17 protein-coding genes are annotated in these 18,271 nt (G+C 62.2%); 5 read left to right on the top strand and 12 right to left on the bottom strand.

Annotation, left to right across the window (positions count from 1 at the left end; genetic code table 11):
* Positions 1 to 37: 37 nt before the first annotated feature.
* Entirely contained in the window at positions 38 to 2,806 is a 2,769-nt protein-coding gene (gene mgtA, locus ARB25_RS01650; protein WP_055285324.1) for a magnesium-translocating P-type ATPase, read from the bottom strand.
* 438 nt (positions 2,807 to 3,244) lie between these two features.
* Between mgtA and pyrE the strand changes: the two genes are divergently transcribed.
* Positions 3,245 to 3,925, top strand: a complete 681-nt coding sequence (gene pyrE / locus ARB25_RS01645; RefSeq protein ID WP_055285323.1) for an orotate phosphoribosyltransferase — start codon at positions 3,245 to 3,247, stop codon at positions 3,923 to 3,925.
* A 364-nt stretch (positions 3,926 to 4,289) separates the two neighbouring features.
* Here the strand turns inward: pyrE and ARB25_RS01640 are convergent, their stop codons facing one another.
* On the bottom strand, positions 4,290 to 4,895 hold the full coding sequence (locus tag ARB25_RS01640) for a MurR/RpiR family transcriptional regulator (RefSeq protein ID WP_156327648.1): 606 nt from the start codon (positions 4,893 to 4,895) through the stop codon (positions 4,290 to 4,292).
* 136 nt (positions 4,896 to 5,031) lie between these two features.
* Here ARB25_RS01640 and ARB25_RS01635 point away from each other — a divergent pair, with 136 nt between their 5' ends.
* Both ARB25_RS01635 and ARB25_RS01630 read left to right on the top strand, forming a co-directional pair.
* Entirely contained in the window at positions 5,032 to 5,568 is a 537-nt protein-coding gene (locus ARB25_RS01635) for a PTS sugar transporter subunit IIA (protein WP_055285321.1), read from the top strand.
* Between the two features lie 236 nt (positions 5,569 to 5,804).
* Positions 5,805 to 6,362 (top strand): hypothetical protein, encoded by a 558-nt coding sequence (locus ARB25_RS01630; RefSeq protein WP_022093779.1) that lies wholly within the window; start codon positions 5,805 to 5,807, stop codon positions 6,360 to 6,362.
* A gap of 539 nt (positions 6,363 to 6,901) precedes the next feature.
* Here ARB25_RS01630 and ARB25_RS01625 read toward each other — a convergent pair.
* The 8 genes from ARB25_RS01625 to trxA form a co-directional block, all read right to left on the bottom strand.
* Positions 6,902 to 7,570, bottom strand: a complete 669-nt coding sequence (locus ARB25_RS01625; protein ID WP_055285320.1) for an HAD family hydrolase — start codon at positions 7,568 to 7,570, stop codon at positions 6,902 to 6,904.
* A 105-nt stretch (positions 7,571 to 7,675) separates the two neighbouring features.
* Positions 7,676 to 8,710 (bottom strand): hydrogenase expression/formation protein HypE, encoded by a 1,035-nt coding sequence (hypE, locus tag ARB25_RS01620; protein ID WP_035136616.1) that lies wholly within the window; start codon positions 8,708 to 8,710, stop codon positions 7,676 to 7,678.
* Between the two features lie 48 nt (positions 8,711 to 8,758).
* Positions 8,759 to 9,871, bottom strand: coding sequence for a hydrogenase formation protein HypD (gene hypD, locus ARB25_RS01615; protein ID WP_253276024.1), 1,113 nt, complete (start codon positions 9,869 to 9,871; stop codon positions 8,759 to 8,761).
* On the bottom strand, positions 9,871 to 10,131 hold the full coding sequence (locus ARB25_RS01610) for a HypC/HybG/HupF family hydrogenase formation chaperone (protein WP_055285319.1): 261 nt from the start codon (positions 10,129 to 10,131) through the stop codon (positions 9,871 to 9,873). Before ARB25_RS01610 ends, hypD begins: the two co-directional genes overlap by 1 nt.
* Positions 10,132 to 10,262: 131 nt before the next feature.
* Entirely contained in the window at positions 10,263 to 12,734 is a 2,472-nt protein-coding gene (hypF, locus tag ARB25_RS01605; protein WP_055285318.1) for a carbamoyltransferase HypF, read from the bottom strand.
* A gap of 116 nt (positions 12,735 to 12,850) precedes the next feature.
* Complete coding sequence (gene nikR / locus ARB25_RS01600; protein WP_118205863.1) at positions 12,851 to 13,363, bottom strand: nickel-responsive transcriptional regulator NikR; 513 nt, start codon at positions 13,361 to 13,363, stop codon at positions 12,851 to 12,853.
* Position 13,364: 1 nt separating this feature from the next.
* Entirely contained in the window at positions 13,365 to 13,613 is a 249-nt protein-coding gene (locus ARB25_RS01595) for a hypothetical protein (RefSeq protein ID WP_006235225.1), read from the bottom strand.
* A 221-nt stretch (positions 13,614 to 13,834) separates the two neighbouring features.
* The gene (gene trxA / locus ARB25_RS01590) at positions 13,835 to 14,155 is read right to left on the bottom strand and encodes a thioredoxin (protein WP_055285317.1); all 321 of its coding nucleotides are present in this window, start codon (positions 14,153 to 14,155) and stop codon (positions 13,835 to 13,837) included.
* Between the two features lie 136 nt (positions 14,156 to 14,291).
* On the opposite strand from trxA, the gene ARB25_RS01585 reads away from it, so the two are divergent.
* Positions 14,292 to 14,867: a hypothetical protein gene (locus ARB25_RS01585; RefSeq protein ID WP_055285316.1), complete on the top strand. Its 576-nt coding sequence runs from the start codon at positions 14,292 to 14,294 to the stop codon at positions 14,865 to 14,867.
* Between the two features lie 64 nt (positions 14,868 to 14,931).
* On the opposite strand, the gene ARB25_RS01580 is transcribed toward ARB25_RS01585, so the two are convergent.
* Both ARB25_RS01580 and ARB25_RS01575 read right to left on the bottom strand, forming a co-directional pair.
* A complete protein-coding gene (locus tag ARB25_RS01580) occupies positions 14,932 to 16,209 on the bottom strand; it encodes a sensor histidine kinase (protein ID WP_055285315.1) in 1,278 nt (425 codons plus the stop codon).
* Positions 16,209 to 16,931, bottom strand: a complete 723-nt coding sequence (locus tag ARB25_RS01575) for a LytR/AlgR family response regulator transcription factor (RefSeq protein ID WP_055285314.1) — start codon at positions 16,929 to 16,931, stop codon at positions 16,209 to 16,211. Before ARB25_RS01575 ends, ARB25_RS01580 begins: the two co-directional genes overlap by 1 nt.
* 292 nt (positions 16,932 to 17,223) lie before the next feature.
* On the opposite strand from ARB25_RS01575, the gene nadA reads away from it, so the two are divergent.
* Positions 17,224 to 18,249 (top strand): quinolinate synthase NadA, encoded by a 1,026-nt coding sequence (nadA, locus tag ARB25_RS01570; RefSeq protein WP_082421809.1) that lies wholly within the window; start codon positions 17,224 to 17,226, stop codon positions 18,247 to 18,249.
* The last annotated feature ends 22 nt before the right edge of the window (positions 18,250 to 18,271 follow it).

Below are 18,271 nucleotides of genomic sequence, written 5' to 3'. Positions count from 1 at the left end.
TTTGCCCTTGGGCTGTCTACTGAGGCGGTTCACCGTGCTACAGCAGCTCGCCGTGGCGGGCAATGTAGCGGCGCTTTGCCAGCTGGGTGAGCGCGATATAGGCGGTAACGATGCCAATGAGCAGCCCAAAAAAGCTCGTGGGCAGCGGCATGAGGCCGAGCGCATCGGCGATGGGGCTTGCCGGCAGCCAGGTGACGAGTGCCAGGCCCAGCACGGTAAGAACGCACAATGCGGGCGCGGCGTGGTCGCGCGGGCTCGGCAGATGCGGGGAGCGCAACATGTGGACCACGAGTGTCTGCGACCACATGGACTCGACAAACCAGCCGCTCTGGAAGAGCGCAGCAAAGGTCGCCATACCCGCGACGTCGCCCGCGGCGGCAAGCTCGGACCAGCTTGCGTCCACGGCGGCGGGGCACACGACAAAGAAGAGCGCGGCGAAGGTCACGATGTCAAACAGCGAGCTCACGGGGCCCAGCTCGAGCATAAAGCCCTTGATGGACGCGGCGTCCCAGGCACGCGGGCGGGCAGTCCAAGCGTCATCGACGGTGTCCCACGGCAGTGCGATGCACACGATCTCGTAGACCAGCGACAGCAGAACCAGCTGCAGGGCGCTCATGGGCAAAAACGGCAAGAACAGGCTCGCGACGGTCACGGACAGCACATTGCCAAAGTTGGAGCTCACCGTGGTCTTGAGGTACTTGAGCAGGTTGCCGTAAGTGCGGCGGCCTTCGATGATGCCGCGCTCGAGCACGCCCAGGTCCTTCTGAAGCAAGATGATATCGGCGGATTCCTTGGCAATATCGACGGCCGAATCGACCGAGATGCCGCAATCGCTCGCACGCATGGCGGCGGCGTCGTTGATGCCGTCGCCCATAAAGCCCACGGTGTGGCCGAGCATCTCGCGCATGACACGTACCAGGCGCGCCTTCTGCAGCGGCGAGAGCTTGGCGAAGAGGTGGGTTTTCTCGGCGCGCTCGGCAAGTTCGGCGTCATCGAGCGCATCGATCTCGGAGCCGAGCAAGACGTTGCTCGCATCGATACCAATCTGCTCGCAGACGGTGGCGGCGACGCGGTCGTTGTCGCCGGTTAGGACTTTGACCGCCACGCCCTTGGCCTCGAGGGTGGCGACGGCGCCCGCGGCACTTGCTTTGGGCGGATCGAGGAAGGCCAAAAAGCCCATCAGCACCATGTCGCACTCGTCGGCGATGCCAAACTCGCCCACGCAGCGCGGATTGGTCTTCTGCGCCACGGCAATTACGCGTAGGCCCTCGGCGTTAAGTCCGGCGATCTGCTTGCGAATCTGGGCGAGCTTCTCGTCGGTGAGCGGCTGAGCGATGCCATCGATCTCGACAAAGGAGCAGATCTCGAGCATTTCCTCGGCAGCGCCCTTGGTAACCATCTGGGTTTTGCCTTGGGCGTCGGCGACAACTACGCTCAGGCGACGGCGCGAGAAATCGAAGGGAACCTCGTCGACCTTGGTGTAGCGGTCGCGCAGGCTCTGGCCCAGCATGGAATCGGGTGCGACGGTCGAGGGCGTCACATCGGCACGGTCGATTACGGCCAGGTCGATAAGATTTTTGAGGCCGGTCTGGAAGAAGCTGTTCAAAAACGCATGGCGCAGCACGCGTGCGTCCTCGTTGCCGTCGGTGTTGAGGTAGCGCTCGAGTACGATGCGGTCTTCGGTGAGGGTGCCGGTCTTGTCGCAGCACAGGACGTCCATGGCGCCCAGGTTTTGAATCGCCGGCAGCTCCTTGACGATAACCTGGCGACGGGCGAGGTCCTTGGCGCCCTGCGACAGGCTCGTGGTCACGATGACGGGAAGCATCTGCGGCGTGATGCCCACGGCCACGCTCGTGGCGAACAGCAGCGCGTCGATGACGTTGCCCTTGGTGGCGGCGTTGATGGCAAAGACGGCCGGCGCCATAACGAGCATGAGGCGTACGAGCAACATGGAGACGCTCGAGACGCCGCGGTCAAACGCGCTCTTCTCGCCACGCCCGTTGAGCATCTTGGCGATGCCGCCCAGGTGGGTGTCCGAGCCGGTGGCAACGACAAGCGCCATGGCGGTGCCGTTTTGCACGGAGGTGCCGGTAAAGACGATGTTCTTGCAGGCAGAGAGCGGCAGCGCGGAGCCGTCGGCGCCCTCGACGACGGTGACGGCAGCGGTCTTCTCGGCTGCCTCGCTCTCGCCGGTGAGTGCGGACTCGATGACAAACAGGTCGCGCGCGGTGATGACGCGGGCATCTGCCGGCACCATATCGCCGGCAGAGAGACGGATCACATCGCCGGGGACGAGCTCGTCGAAGGGGATCTCGATGCGCTCGTCGTCGCGCAGAGCAGTGCAGGTGTTGGAGACCAGGTCCTTAAGGGCCTCGGCCGCATTGCCGCTGCGGGCTTCCTGGATAAACTTCATGCCGCCCGATACCAGCAGCATGATGCCGATGACGATGACCGTGGAGGGGTCGCGCTGCGGCTCGGGCACGGCGAGCACGTCGATATAGAGCGAGACCAGCGCGAGCGCGGCGAGGATGCCGGCGAGGGGATCGATGAAGGCGTCGGCGATGCGACGGGCGAGCGTCTTGGTCGGTGCCTCGATGGTGTTGGGGCCGGAGGTGTCCAGGCGCTCGGTTGCCTGCTCGGCGGTGAGGCCGTTTGCCGTGGCTTCGAGCAGTACGAGGGCGTCCTCGGCGCTATGGGTGGCGGCGAATATGGTGTTCTTGGACAGGCCGGTGTGAGCGGCAGGGCGCGCCGTGCGGCGGCGCTTGGAGATAGCTTCGAGTACCGTGGCGGTTTTGAGCATCAGCATAGGGTCCTCCTTGTTGAAGGGAGTTAGCGTACGTGTCGTATTGAGTTGCAAAAAACCTAGATGTCGCTCACGTCAAGCTCACGAACCACCACAAAGGGGGCAGGCGCCTTTGTGGGGGGTTGACGATCTGTCGGTGGCGTTTATGCGTGTGCGGAGTCCTCGCGGCGTGCCGAGGGCGACATGCAGGTTTTTCGACTAGGACTGCCTTCCATGGCACACCTCCTAAAGGCTGAGCGCAGCGCGCTTTGGGTATCTCGTACCCCTTTTTAATCCGCCCGTATTCTTGATGAGGGGGTTTGACATGTCAACCCCATTGTTCGGAAAACCATTCCCTCTGACAAAGCCTTTACAGAATGCCGTGGCCCCAAAGCGCGCCCGCATCGACGCTTCGCCTGCGCTAAACTGGAAGGCACGTACGCGATTACGAGAGGAGCCCGCATGGAGGCTTACAAGCAAGAGTTCATCAAGTTTATGGTCGAGTCCGACGTCCTTAAGTTCGGCAGCTTTACGCTCAAGAGCGGCCGTCAGTCCCCGTTCTTTATGAATGCCGGCGCTTACGTGACGGGCTATCAGCTCAAGAAGCTGGGCGAGTATTACGCCCAGGCCATCCACGATAACTTTGGCGACGACTTTGATGTGCTGTTTGGACCGGCCTACAAGGGTATTCCGCTGGCCGTCGTGACCGCAATTGCCTACCACGAGCTGTACGGCAAGGAGGTCAAGTATTGCTGCGACCGCAAGGAGGCCAAGGACCACGGTGCCGATAAGGGCAACCTGTTGGGTTATGAGCCCAAGGACGGCGACCGCGTGGTCATGGTCGAGGACGTCACCACCAGCGGCAAGTCCATCGACGAGACCTATCCCAAGGTTAAGGCTGCTGCCGACGTCGAAATCAAGGGCCTGATCGTGTCCCTCAACCGCATGGAGGTCGGCAAGGGCGGCGTGACCACCGCGCAGAAGGAGATCGAGGCAAAGTACGGTTTCCCCGTCGCGAGCATCGTTTCCATGGCCGAGGTCGTCGAGACCCTCTACAACCACGAGATCGACGGCAAGGTCGTCATCGATGACGAGCTCAAGGCCGCCATCGACGCCTACTACGAGCAGTACGGAGCACGTTAGTTACGGCGTTTTACCAAACGCCGTAACTGCTCGACGCTGCGCGCCGCCCAGAGCGACAATTTGTCATTCAAAAGGCGAGGCATGACCAGAAGGTCAATGCCTCGCCTTTTTCATGCCAACTTGTTCGCTCTGGACGTCGCTCGCTGTCCGTCCTCTACTTGCGGCGTTGTTTTGCTCCGGACAAAATGCGGCCCACTTGCTGTTGTTGCCAGAACATCGGCGTTGCCGGGCCGGCACTTGGGGACGTTCCTTTTCTGCCGGTACCTTGGGACACTCCCAACGACTACCCGCAAAATGAGCGTGGATAATCTCCCGGTTTTGGTCTATGTACGGCCTCAAAGTGGGAGATTATCCACGCTCGTCGCTACTTGAGTCCGGGCAGGCGGGTGTAGGGGAATGAGCGCTCTAGGAATTCGGCGCAGCGGGCGTAGCCTTTGGCGAAGTAGCTGCTGTAGAGCGAATCGAGCACGTATTGCACGGCGATGTGGCTCGCAAACTGCGTGATGCGATGCGTCATGCTCTCGTGGTCGCTCACCGTAAGGTAGGCGGCAAAGCCGGGGTGAATGCGCGCGCAGTATGGCGTGCCGATGACGATGACCGGGACATGCTGACTGCTGAGGATCGGCAAGATGTCCTTGAGGCTGGGGGCAAGGCCGCTGTAGGAGATGACGATTGCCGCATGGTCGGGGCCCGAGGCGAGCGCCGTGCGCACCTGGGCCTCGACATTGTCGTGGCACGTCGCGCTTTTACCGGCGGAGAGCAGGCGATCGCGGAACATTCCCGCTGGATAGAGATTGTGCGAGCCCGTGTAGATGTCGACCTGCCGGGCGTTCGCGATGAGTTTGGCGGCGTGGTCAAGCTGCGTGGGGTCGAGCAGCTCCTGTGTCTCGGCCAGCGTGGTCTGGTAGAGACCCTCCATGCGCTCGATAACCCGCGCAGGCGATACTCGGCTTATCGATCCGCGATGCAAAGGAGACGCTCCATTCCACGAGCGCTACCGGGAAGGGCTCGCGATTCGAGTCCCCACCTTAGCATTTGAACCATTTGGCACTATAATTACCGTAGGCATGCGCACAACGTTGCGCTTAATCAAGAGGAGAAAACGTATGGGTCTGTTTGACATGTTCAAGAAGAAGGCTGAGCCCGCGGCTGCCGCTGCTCCGGCCTCCATCTCTGCTTCTGCTGGCGCCGACGTGCTGTGCTCGCCCGTCAAGGGCAAGGTCATCAAGATGGCCGACGTGCCCGATCCCGTTTTTGGTGGCGAGGTTCTGGGCAAGGGCTGTGCCGTGTGGCCCGAGGACGATCTGGTCTACGCTCCCTGCGACGGTAAGGTGACCGTCACCATGGGTCACGCCGTGGGTCTGCAGTCCGATAGCGGCATCGAGGTTCTGGTGCACGTTGGCGTCGATACCGTCAACATGAACGGTGACGGCTTCGAGGGCTTCGTCAAGGCCGACGACGTCGTGAAGGCCGGCCAGCCCATCCTCAAGATTGACCGCGCCAAGATTGCTGCCGCCGGTTACAAGGACTGCGTCGTCGTGGCCGTGTCCAACACCGCCGAGTTTGCCGATGTCGAACTCGCCGTCGAGGCCGACTCCGCTGTCGCCGCCGGTGACGCCATCGTTAAGGTCGTCCGCAAGTAAATTGCGGCATCCAAAGGATGTGCAAGGGTGGTCGGGTTTTCCGGCCAACTTTTTTATTGCACCGCGGGAAAGCGTTTTATTGCACGTTGGGCGGGCTTGCAAACCGTTCGGACGCTAAAACGAACCGACCGTGCCTTCGCGTTGCCGAGGGTGTTCATAAGCGGATAGTATGGGCTTACTTATTACAACGTGCGCCGCGTCTGGGAAGCGCGGTGCCGCTCATTGGGAGGAACAACATGAAAAAGAAGCTGCTGCTTGCGCCCCTCATGGCCGTCTTGGTTGCATGCGTGGTCCTGCTTTCCGGTTGCGGAGGCCCTTCGGTCGAGGAACTCATCACCGAGGATCTTACGACTCAGTTTGACGAGGTCAAGAACGGTGGCGACGACTTCCTCTCTGGTCTGGAGGAGGCTTCGGGCGACGAGTTCGAGCAGCTGGGTATCGATCCCAAGGAGTATGCCAAGACCTATCTCGAGGGCTTTGACTACAAGATCGGCGACGTGACGGTCGACGAAGACAAGGGTGTCGCGACCGCCGAGGTCTCCATCACCTGCAAGTCTATGAACAAGATCGTCGAGGACTTCTCCACCCAGTATCAGGAGAAGGTCGCCGCGCTTGACACGGTTCCTTCCGATGACGAGCTGTACAAGATGGCCGGTCAGGTTATGGTCGATGTGACCAAGGCCACCGAGCCCAGAAAGACCACGGTTATCTTCAAGTACACCTGCAACGACGATGGCGAGTGGTCTGCCGACGACTCCGTCAACTCCGAGATGATGGATGCAATGCTGAGCTAGGGGGTTACGCGGTAGTTCGTTGCGGCGTTTTACCAAACCGCGTAACGGCTCGACGCTGCAAACCCGCCAGAGCGGCAACCTGCCTTTCAACTTCGGCGGCATGACCAAAAGGTCAATGCCGCCTTGTTTCAAGACACCTTGCTCGCTCTGGCGGGCTTTCGATGTCGTTGCCAAAACAACGTCGTTCCCTTGGTTGGCTTAAAGTGGCACTTTTACCTGCGACGTTGCCATCGCTGAAGTAGTCATTGGGAAGGCGGCAGCTGGGGACGTTCCTTTTCTGCCGGTAGTCGGGGACACTCCTTGTGCCAGCGTTGCATCGAGTGCTTGGGAAACCGTGACCCGGTTTTTGGCCGAATAGTGGGTCGCGGTTTCCGGATGGGGTGGGTTACGGAAAGTGCGACCCGGAATATTGCTCTGAAACGGGATGCGGTTTCCCTGATGCGCCTCAAACGGAAAGCGCATCCCATTCCGGAGCTCCAAAACGGGATGCGCTTTCCGCGCGGAAGAATTGTCGCAGCTGCGTTAAGCAGTGTCGCTCGTTACTCGCCCAGGATCAGCGCTGCGAGCTCGCCCTGGGTGTCCACCACGTAGTCGGCGCCGGCGGCTTCCAGCTCTGCGCGGCCGCGGAAGCCCCAGCTGACGCCCGCACTCTTAAGGCCGGCGTTGTGACCGGTCAGGATATCGACATTGGAATCGCCCACATAGAGCGTGGTCGACGGATCGGCGCCTAGCTCTTTCATCACATGCAGTGTAACAGGCGCCTCGGGCTTGGGCGGAAACGCATCGACGTGGCCCTGCACCAGCGCAAAGCGCTCGGAACCAAAATACTTCTCGATAAGCGGAGCCGCCGAGACGTGGTCCTTGTTAGTGAGCACGGCAAGCTGAACGCCCGCGGCGCGCAAGCGGTCGAGCATCTCGATCGTGCCGGCATAGGGAGCGGTGTGGTCTTCCTTGTGCTCGCCGTAGTAAGCCCTAAACTCGGCAAGCGTCTGCTCAAACATGCGGCCGTCGCCTGCGTACTCGGCGGGCATAAAGCGCTCAACCAGCTTGAGCATGCCGTTTCCCACCTTGTAGCGGTACTCGTCAACGGCAAACGTGGGCCAGCCGTGCGCCTCGCAGGTATGGTTGCCGGCGGCCGCCAGGTCCTCGAGCGTGTTGAGAATGGTGCCGTCCAGGTCAAAGATCACATGGGAAAAAGCTGCTGCCATGGGTGCTCCTGCCGCTTGAGTTGTAAAACGCACCCCATGATACTGGGCATGCGTGCCGGGCATGTTTGGAATCTGAATATCTTTAATAGCCCTGAGCCTTTGTCGTTAGCAAATTCTCGGCAGCTGCTCTCCTACGAGCATGTCGAGGATGCGGGTCGAGCCCCAGCCGGTGCGCACGCGCACGGCGGGATGGGCGCCCTCGGCAAGTGGCAGCACGCGGCCGATGATGGCGGCATTCTCGCCGTAGCGGGCGGCGCGCATGGCGCTCAGCGCGGCATCGGCTTGCTCGGCCGGCACGACGGCAACCATCTTGCCCTCGTTTGCCACCTGCAGCACATCGTAGCCGAGCATCTCGCAGGCGGCCTGCACGTCGGGACGCACGGGCACGGCATCCTCGTCGATCTCCATGGCAACGCCGCTGGCCTGCGCAAACTCGTTGAGCGTCGAGGCCAGGCCACCGCGCGTGGGGTCGCGGAAGCAGCGTGTGTCGGGTGCTGCGGAAAGCACATCGGCAATCAGGTGGTTGAGCGGCGCGGCGTCGCTTTCGATGGTGCTCGAAAACGCCAGACCCTCGCGTTGGCTCATGATAGCGATGCCGTGGTCGCCCAGTGTACCCGAGACCAGGATGACATCGCCGGGCTGGCAGTTTGCGCCGCTGAGCGCCACGCCTGCAGGCACCTCGCCCACGCCGGCGGTATTGATATAGACGCCGTCGGCCCCGCCGCGCTCGACCACCTTGGTGTCGCCCGTGATTATGGACACGCCCGCCTCGTGCGCCGTCTCGGCCATCGTCTGCACAATCTGGCGGAGCCTATCCATGGGATAGCCCTCTTCGAGGATAAAGCCGCACGACAGGTAGCGCACGTTGGCGCCCGAGGTCGCGACGTCGTTGACGGTTCCGCACACGGCGAGGCGGCCGATGTTGCCACCGGGGAAGAACTGCGGCGAGACTACAAAGCTGTCGGTCGACATGGCGATGCGCCCGCTCGCGGGCAGCGCGGCGACGCCGGCATCGTTGCCTTCGAGCAGCTCGGGCGACCCAAAGGCATCCAAAAAGACCTCATCGATGATGCGTTTCATCATCTGGCCGCCGGAGCCGTGGCCCAGCAGGACGGTGCTATCGGTAACGCTATGGGACATATCGAAAACTCCAATCGTGGGTGGTGCCGGTGTGCGGGTGTGCCCGGGCTAGTCGCGGTAGCGGTAGTACGCCGCGCAGCTGCCCTCGGAGCTCACCATGCACGGGCCGACGGGGTGCTCGGGCGTGCAGGTGCGGCCAAAGAGCGGGCAGCTGCTCGGCGCAATGGCCCCGCGCAGCACGTCGCCGCAGCGGCACCCGCGCGGCTCGACCGTCGCCTCAACGGGCACGTCAAAGCGAGCGCGGGCATCAAAGCGCGAGAACTCGGGGCGGATGGAAAGGCCCGAGTTGGCAATCAGCCCCAGCCCGCGCCATGTGGTATCGCACGGCTCAAACACCTGCTCGACCAGCTGGCGCGCCACGGGATTGCCGTCTGCGTTGACGCCACGGCGGTAGGCGTTGTCAATCACCGGCCTGTCCTCGACAACCATCTGGACCAGCATGCAGATGCCCTGCAGGATATCGACCGGTTCAAATCCCGTGACCACGCCCGGGGTATTGAATTCGTCGACCAAAAAGCTAAAGGGCACCAAGCCCGTGATGGTGGCGACGTGGCCCGGCAGGATAAAGCCGTCGATGGTGGTCTCGGGGTCGTTGGCGATGGCGCGCAACGCCGGCGGCGTGGCCTTGTGGGCGCAATAGACCGAGAAGTTCAAAAGCCCGCGCGCCTCGGCCTCCAAGATGGCGGCGGCGATGGTGGGCGTCGTAGTCTCAAAGCCCACGCCCATAAAAATGACCGGGCGATCAGGGTTTTGCTCGGCAATGTCGAGCGCGTCGAGCGGGGAATAGACGATACGGATATCGCGCCCCGCCGCCTTTTGCGCAGCGAGCGAGGTGGATGATCCGGGCACGCGCATCATGTCGCCAAAGGTGGTGATGATGGCGCCGTCTATGTTGGCGAGCGCGATTGCGTGGTCGATGTCGCGGTTGGCGGTGACGCAGACGGGGCAGCCCGGGCCGCTCAGCAGCTTGAGCCCGGCCGGCATAATGGAGCGAAAGCCATAGCGCCCGATGCTCACGGTATGCGTGCCGCAGACTTCCATAAGGTTGATGGTGCGGTCGCCGACAAGCTCATGAATGCGCTCGATGAGCTCGCGAGCCAGCTTGGGATCGCGGAATGCCGAGAAATCGATACCGGAGCGCGCCGGCTGCTCGGGCGCCACTAGTAAGCCTCCGCCGGGTTGGTGGTCAGCTGGTCTTCTTCGATCAGCTCGGACATGGCATTAACAAGCTCGAGCGTTTCCTGTGCTTCCTGCTCGTCGACAATCTGGATGCCAAAGCCGGCGTGTACGAGAATATAGTCGCCAACCTGCGCCGTCGGCACGAGTCGCAGCGACACGGGGCGCTCGATGCCCATCATGTCGACGGTGGCCTTGAGGTCGTCGTCGCGTTTGACTACTTTACCGGGAACGGCAAGGCACATATTGTTCCCCTTTTATACGCTTTGCGCTGGACGGGCGCTCAATAATCCATCAGTTGATGGTAGCGCTCGCGGGCGCTGCGGGCAAACGCGCTACACCTGTGAGACGGCGGCTTGCGGGCTGGCCGAACAGCCTATTGTGGCGCGACCTGTGCGAGACGAGCGCTTGCGACCGCCGCCTGACCGTAGGCGATGCAGCCGTCATTGACGGGTACGGTGTGGGGGACAAGGACAGTAAGGCCCACGCTTTTGAGCTCGCGGGCGAGGAGCTGAAGCAGAAGTCGGTTCATGAACACGCCGCCCGAGAGCGCGACGGTGTCGATGCCCTCGTGCACGCAGATATCGCTGGCGATGCGCGCCGAGGAGCGCGCGATGCCGACATGGAAGTCGAGTGCGAGCCTGTTGGCGGGCGCTCCGGCTTCAATTCCTCCCAAAAGTGCCTCAAAGAGTGCTTTCTGGTCCAGAACATAGGGGCCGTCCAGCCACGATGGGTCAGATGCGGAGTAGCCGGCGTTGTCGTCGGGAAAATGGGCGATTTCGCTGTCGAGCGCGCGCCAGGCGGCGGCTTCGAGCTCGATGGCGGGTTCGCCCTCGTAGGTTGCCTTGTCGCAGATGTCCAGAATTGCTGCCGTGGCATCAAAGAAACGCCCCATGCTGCTGGTACGCGGGCTGTTGATGCCGCGCTCGATCATGGTGGCTGTCACGCTGCGCGTTTGCTCGTCGAGGCTGTCTAAAAGCCGAGCGGCACCTGGGTGCTCGAGCAGGCCGAGCTCACTGAGCAGGGCAAAGGCGTTGCGGCGGGCATCGCGCACGGAGGCCGCCCCACCGGGGAGCGCCCAGGTGCGCAGATGCGCGACGCGCTCAAAATCGGCGAGACGGGCGACAAGAAACTCACCGCCCCATATGGTGCCATCGGTGCCGGCGCCCGTGCCGTCGAAGGCGATGCCGAGGACGCGTGCATCGGGCGCAAGCCGGCCTGCGACAATCGCCTCTGCCATTACGCTCGCGATGTGCGCATGGTGGTGCTGGACTTCGATAAGCGGCAGATCGTGCTCCCGCGCCTGCTCGCGCGCCCATTGGCTCGACAGATAGCTGGGATGCATGTCGCATGCCAAGGCGGCAGGCGCCAGGTCAAAGAGGTTTTCCAGACGCGAGCGCGCGGCGCTCCAAGCATCGAAAGTCGCGCCGTTTTCGACATCGCCGATATGCTGCGACACAAAACAGGTCGCTTCGCCGTTCGTCCCTTCACGCGTGAGCGCAATCGTGGCTTTTTGCTGCGGCCCGCAGGCGAGTACGCAGGGCGTGGTGCCGTCGAGCGCCGGCAACGGCAGCGGCTGGGGTGCATATCCGCGAGCGCGGCGCACGGGCATAACGGCGCCGTCGACCACGCGCACCACAGAATCGTCGTAGCGCGAGAGGATCGCGCGGTCGTTACCGAGCAGCGCGTCGGCGATGCCGGCGGCAACGAGGTGTTCCCAGGCAAGGTCGTCGTCGGTCTCGATGGGTTCTTCGCTCAGGTTTCCGCTGGTCATGACCAGCGCGTGCATGTCATGCGACGCGGCAGCTACAAGCAGCAGATGTTGAAGCGGTGTATAGGGGAGCATGACGCCGAGCTCAGGAAGGTCGCGCGCGACGGACGGCGCGAGCGCGAGGGCGTCGGGGGAACCGCCGTTGCCCTCGCCAACAGTGCGCCGGCGCAGCAGCACAATGGGGCGGATGCTGCCGGCGAGCAGATCGCGTTCAGCATCGTCGATATGACACAGGCGCTCGGTATCAGCAAGACTGCGCACCATGACGGCAAGTGGTTTGTTGCTGCGGCGTTTGCGACGGCGCAACTCGGCCACCGCTTGCTCGTTGGCAGCGTCACAGGCTAGATGGAATCCGCCCAGGCCCTTGATGGCGACGATGCCACCGCTGGCCAGCAGCTCAACGCAGCGCTCGATGATAGCGTCGCTGGCCTCGCGTGTGGTGCCGACGGTCGGTGTCGCGGACGAATTCCCGCACGCATCGCCGTTCACAGCCTCGCGCCACGTAATATGCGGCCCGCAATCAAAGCAGGCATCGGGCTGCGCGTGAAAACGCCGGTCGAGCGGATTGGCATACTCCGCGGCACACTCGGGGCACATGGGAAAACGGTCCATCGAGGTAGCCGCTCGATCGTAAGGCAGCGAGCGGATGATGGTAAAGCGCGGTCCGCAGTTAGTGCAGTTGATAAAGGGGTAGTGATAGCGTCGGTCGGCGGGATCGAACAACTCGCGCAGGCAATCGTCACAGGTGGCGATATCGGGCGAGACAAGTGTGGTGTGCGCGGTCTGGTCCTGCGACGCCACAATGTGAAAGCCCTGCTCATCGGCAGTGCTCCAACCGCCAGGCTCCAAATCCGCAATATCGACTCGCTCAACGCGAGCCGCCGCGGGCGCATGCTCAGAAAGCGCAGCGACAAATCCGTCAACCGCCTCGGCACAAGCGTGCGCCTCGATATGCACGCCGTCGCCCGCATTGAGCACCCATCCGCAAATGCCATGCGCCATGGCCTCGCGATACACAAACGGTCGCATGCCAACGCCCTGCACAATGCCCGTCACATGAATATGCACATGCCGCATGCGACACCCCTCATCAAAACCGACCAAAAAGGGACAGGTTTATTTTGGTAGGTAAAACGCTAAACCTGCCAAAACAAACCTGTCCCTTTTTGGCAGGTGCGCTGCGGGAAATCCCGCTACAGCCCCAGGCTCTGCTTGGTGGCGGCACACGTGAGCTCGCCGTGCTTAACGCCGCGCAGGCCCAGCAGGCGGTCGGCTAGTTCGTAGACGCGCTCGCCGCGACCCTTGAGCGCCAGAATCTCCAAGCAGTTGTGGTGATCCAGATGCACGTGCATGGTCGACACGATCTCGTCGGTGTAGTCGTGCTGCACCTCGTCCAGGCGGCGCGTCAGATCGCCGGTGTGATGGTCGTAGATCATGGTGAGCGACCCGATAACGTGCTCATCGGGCGTGCGCATCTGCTCTTTGGCGATCGAGGCGCGAATCAGGTCGCGCACGGCCTCGGAGCGGTTGGCCACGTCGCCGCGGCGCGCGATCTGTTCGTCAAAACGGCGCAGCAGGTCGTCCGGTGCGGTAACCGAAAAGCGGACCAGCTCGGAGCCGGAGCCACTACAGTGGCAGCCCGCGTCACCGTCCGCCCCATGCGGATGCTCGTGCTCGTACCCGCAGCCGTGCTCGTGTTCGGCCACGTTACACCAGCTTCACGGAGCCGACGGAGTTGTGGTCGGCCTCGATGGCCTCTTCGTAGCCCTCGAGTGCATCATGGGCCTCGTGCAGCGCGGCCATGGCTGCCTCGAGCTTGGCGCCGATGCGCTCCATGTCAAAATTCTCGGTCGCATGCAGCAGCTGATGGCTCCACTCGTGAGCGAGCTCGATGGTGTCGTCGACCTGCTTGACGCTCATGGCAAGCTGGCTCATATTCATTCCAACATCATGCATGGGAAATCTCCTTTTGTATGGGGCAGTTCAGTGGTTCAGATTTTACTACGCCCGCTTTGCGCGCAGCTGCATAAGAAAACGGGTACGAGTCTGTGCGACCCGCACCCGTTCACTGGGGGCTGTTTGTAACTACCATACTATCCGTGGTCGCCCGCGCCGCATCCGGCGGTCCGGCGAGCGGTGCAAAAGCGCTCATAGACGGCGGGTAAGTAACAAGCGTATTACAGATGCTTCTTCAGCAGCGCCTGCAGCCTCGCCTTGGGCAGAGCGCCAACCGAGCGGTCAATCTCTTCGCCGTTCTTAAACACAATCAGCGTCGGGATGCTCATGACGCCATACTTCATGGCCAGGTCCTGGTTGTCGTCGACGTTGCATTTGGCAACGGCAAGCTTGCCCGCCAGCTCATCGGCAACCTCGTCAACGATGGGCGAGAGGGAGCGGCAGGGACCGCACCACGGTGCCCAAAAATCGACCAGCACGGGCAGGCTGTCTTTAACGACGGAATCGAAGTTCTCGGGGGTAATCTGCTTGATGTCAGCCATGGTGACCTCCATAATGTGACGCGGCTCAGCCGCGTAAAACTCAGTACGACCGTGCTTATACCCAGCCGCCCGCAAAGCAACCACTCGCGGGCAGCTCTTTTATATAATGGTGGGCACGCAAACGATTGGAGAGCGCATGCCCACGTCACAAAGCCAGAAAAAAGAAGCCATCGCCCAGGCGGCCGAGCAGGAGCTCACATCGCTTGCGGTCCGTGGCGTGCGTATCGCGGGCAACGCGTGCTCGCCGATCGTGCTGGTCAAAGGCGATTTGGACGAGGCCGAGCGTTCGGGTGGCGAGCTTGCCGCCGGCCCGGATGGCGCGGCGTTGCGCAAGGCGCTTGGGGCCATCGGCTACGCGCCCGAGGATTTTTGCGTGCTGGCAAGCGTCGCCGGCGTGGGTGACGGAGCGGTCGCGGTGGGCGAGACTCTGCCGTGCGAGCTGTTCCGCGAGGCGCTCGAGGCCTTGGACCCCGAGGCGGTGCTACTGCTCGACAACAACGCGGCCGATGCCATGCGCGAGACCTACGCCGATATGCTCGTGGCGATCGATGACTTCGACACCGCCATGCTCAAGCCCGGCCTGGTCGCCCATGTGCAGGGCCGCCGCGTGCTCGCGCTCGACGGCTTTGAGGCGGCGCTGACCGACAAAGCGGCCAAGCAGCGCATGTGGGCCTACATCAAGCAGCTGACTCCGGCGGCCGCTCCGCTGTAGCGGATTGGCGCCGGTGAGCGATTGCCTAGCGGGCAAGACACGCCGCGAGATCGGCGCCGCACTTCTACATCACAGCGCGCAGCTCAAACCGATCGCCGTTAATGCGGAACTGACAGTTGCCGTTCATGCGCTCCACGGCAAGTTTGATGCTCCTGGTGCCAAAGCCGTGTCCGGTGTGCCCGGCTACGGGCATGCCGTCGACCATGCGCGGCGCGCGGTCAAACGTGTTGGAAACTAACAACAGCAGCTGGCCGTCCTCTAATCGCAGGTCAAAGTCGACGAATCGCTTTCCTTGGGGTGCGGCGCTTGCGGCGGTGATAGCGTTTTCCAAGGCATTTGAGAGCACGCTAAACAGATCGGCGTCGCCTACGTGGATGGTTTCGGGTACGGCGGCGCGCAGGTTGGCGGTAATGCCGTTTCTATTGATATCCGAGTTAAATGACGAAAGCGCGATGTTTACGGTCTCGTTGGCGCAGAAGCGGCGTACGGCGGTGCGGTCGCCGGCTTCGCAGAGTTCGTCGATTCGATCGAGCGCCTCGTCGGTGTGGCCCTCCTCAATTAAAGCGGCCAGGCCGCGTAGGAAGTGGCGCATATCGTGGCGAAGAATCGACAGCTCGCGCCCAGATTGACGCCAAGCCTCGAGCTCTTTGATGGCGGCGCTGTCGCGGGTTTCGAGCATCCAGCGCTCTCGCTCGGCGGTTTCCTTTTCTTCGTATTCGCGCAGGTAAACGGCAAGAAACATAAGATAGAAGGCGCAGAGCGCAAAGGCCAAAAACTCAACCGTCACCACCGAGCCCGAGTGGAACAGCGTGGTGTAGACGTTGGTGGCATAGTCAAAGACGTAATAGACGAGCGGCAGGATTAAAAGGATGCCCAGCTCGGTGGTGCTTTTAATCGCCAAGCGCGGACCGATGTCGCCGGCCCAATGCAGCAGGACGGCAAAGACGGCGAGTGTGGTCGCGATGCGCGCCAGATAGTACGCGATCTGAGAATCGGTTGCGGCAAATGCGGCGATGCCCATCCAATTGCTGAACTGGCAGCTCAGATAGGCACTCGTAATGCCGAGCACGGCAAGCAGCGGGCTCAGGCGGTAGCGCGCGCACAAATAGATGACGAGCGGCAGATGCACGACGAGCGGATATACCTGGCGGGCGAAAAGCTCGCCGCCGACGGCATTGGCGAGGCCAAATGCGCATCCGGTTACGGCACCGACCAGCACCAGTTCAAGCGCATGACGCCGGTTGATCTCGATACCGCACAGCGCCGCCGAGGCAAAGATGCCAAAGAGCAGCGTCGTGGCGTGGTGGATTGCCCAAAGGACCATTTCGACCGAGGAGACCATCAGTGTCTCCCACCCTCAAAGCGCACCGCAAAGTAGGCGTCTTGGAATCCCTGCTTGCAGCTGCGCGAAAGCGGGATGCACGCGCCCGAGCGCATGACGATGTCCGTGCGGTCAAAGTGATCGATATTGCGCAGGTTGACCTGGTAGCTGCGGTGGCATTTAAAGAAGACCGCGTTTTGCTCCAAGCGGTCCTCGACGCTGCGGAACGACTCGAGTGCCTCGATATCGCGTCCGTCGCGCAGGTGGAAGACCACGTGCTTGTTGCGCGCCTCGGCATATTCGATGTCGGACAGGCGCAGGGCGTGGTAGCCAAAGGAAGTTTTGATCACGAGCTCGTCGGTTGCCGCCGGGCGCATGCTCGAAAGCTCGTCGAGCAACTGCGCCAGGCGCTCGTAGGCCATGGGCTTGAGCAGATAATCGAAGGCGCGGACCTCGTAGGACTCCAGTGCAAACTCGGGCGATGAGGTGAGGAACACCAGGCGCACGGCGGTATCGGCCTGGCGCAGTTCGCGCGCGGTGTCCATGCCGTTGACGAGCGGCATGATCATGTCGAGCAGAATGATGTCGGCGCGCGACGCGGCATGGCGCGCCAGCAGGTCCTCGCCGCGCGTGACGAGCGCAACATCGACCGCCGTGCCCGTCTCGCTCGACCAACGGTCGATCATCCGGTGCAGTCTATCTAGAAAAGCGACGTCATCGTCGCAGGCAATAATCTTGAGCATTCGGCCCCCTTAAGTAGTTCGATTTTGCCACATCGGGTACGCGCCGCTTGCGGGGGTGCGGACCGTTTGCGCCCCACGGCGTGCAACTCGCGCCAAGCGGTATTGCGGTGGCGAAAGATGCCCCTTGCGCTACCGAAAGCCCGGCTATCCTCAGCTTGCCAGTTCGAAAATGGACCTGCCACATGACTGAATCTTTATTTCAACTTTACACCTAGGTTTACAGCTGTCTTGTCAGCTGTAAACCTAGGTGTCATACTAAAGCCCCAAGATTCGCCAAAAGAGAGGGGCCTTGATGGCACAGAGCGCGAACATGGATGCGTCGGAGCTTGCACGCGATATCGCGGCCGGCCTAGCATCGGCAACGACGGCAACGGAGCGCGCGGCACTGGTGCCCGCAGAGCTCGTCGAGGCCATTCAGCAACTAAAAACCCAACGTGACGCGGTGATCCTGGCGCACTACTACGTGGCGCCCGAGGTCCAAGCCGTTGCCGATTACGTCGGCGACAGCTTCTACCTGGCAAAGCTCGCCAAAAGCCTGCCGCAGCAGACCATCGTGTTGTGCGGCGTGGAGTTTATGGGCGAGAGCGCCAAGCTGCTCAATCCCACTAAGACCGTGCTGCTGCCCGAGCCGGGCGCGGACTGTCCCATGGCGCACATGGTCAAGCGCGAGACGGTCGACGCGGCGCGCGCCGAGTACGGCGACGACCTGGCCGTGGTGTGCTACGTCAACTCCACGGTCGAGATCAAGAGCTGGAGCGACGTGTGCGTCACCAGCTCCAACGCCGTCAAGATTGTGTCCGAGCTGCCGCAGCAGCATATCCTGTTCATTCCCGACCAAAACCTGGGCCGCTTCGTAGCCGAGCAGGTGCCGCAAAAGCACGTCATCCTCAACAACGGCTACTGCCCGCGCCATCACATCATCACCGTCGAGCATATCGTCGACGCGACGGAGGCCCACCCCGACGCGCTCGTGCTGGCGCATCCTGAGTGCAAGGCTGACGTCCTTGCCGAGGCCGACTACATCGGCTCCACCGCCGGCATCATTAAGTATGCCGAGGAGTCCGACGCGAGCGAGTTTATTATCGTGACGGTCCGCGGCGTGCTCTACGAGCTCGAGCGCCGCTGCCAGGGCACCGGCAAGAAGTTCTACTTCCCCGCGGTGCAGCCCACCTGCGTCAACATGGATCTCATCACGCTCGAGAAGCTCGTGCGCTGCCTGGAGACGGGCGAGGGCGAGGTGCAGATTGGCGTCTCGGACGAGGCTGCCGACCAGGCCAAGCTCACGCTCGACCGTATGCTCGAGTACGCAGCGCGCTAGAACAATGTGGCATGAGGGACGG

The sequence above is a fragment of the Collinsella aerofaciens genome (assembly GCF_001405375.1).
Classification (GTDB): domain Bacteria; phylum Actinomycetota; class Coriobacteriia; order Coriobacteriales; family Coriobacteriaceae; genus Collinsella; species Collinsella aerofaciens_F.
This window is presented reverse-complemented; position numbering and strand designations above follow the sequence as displayed.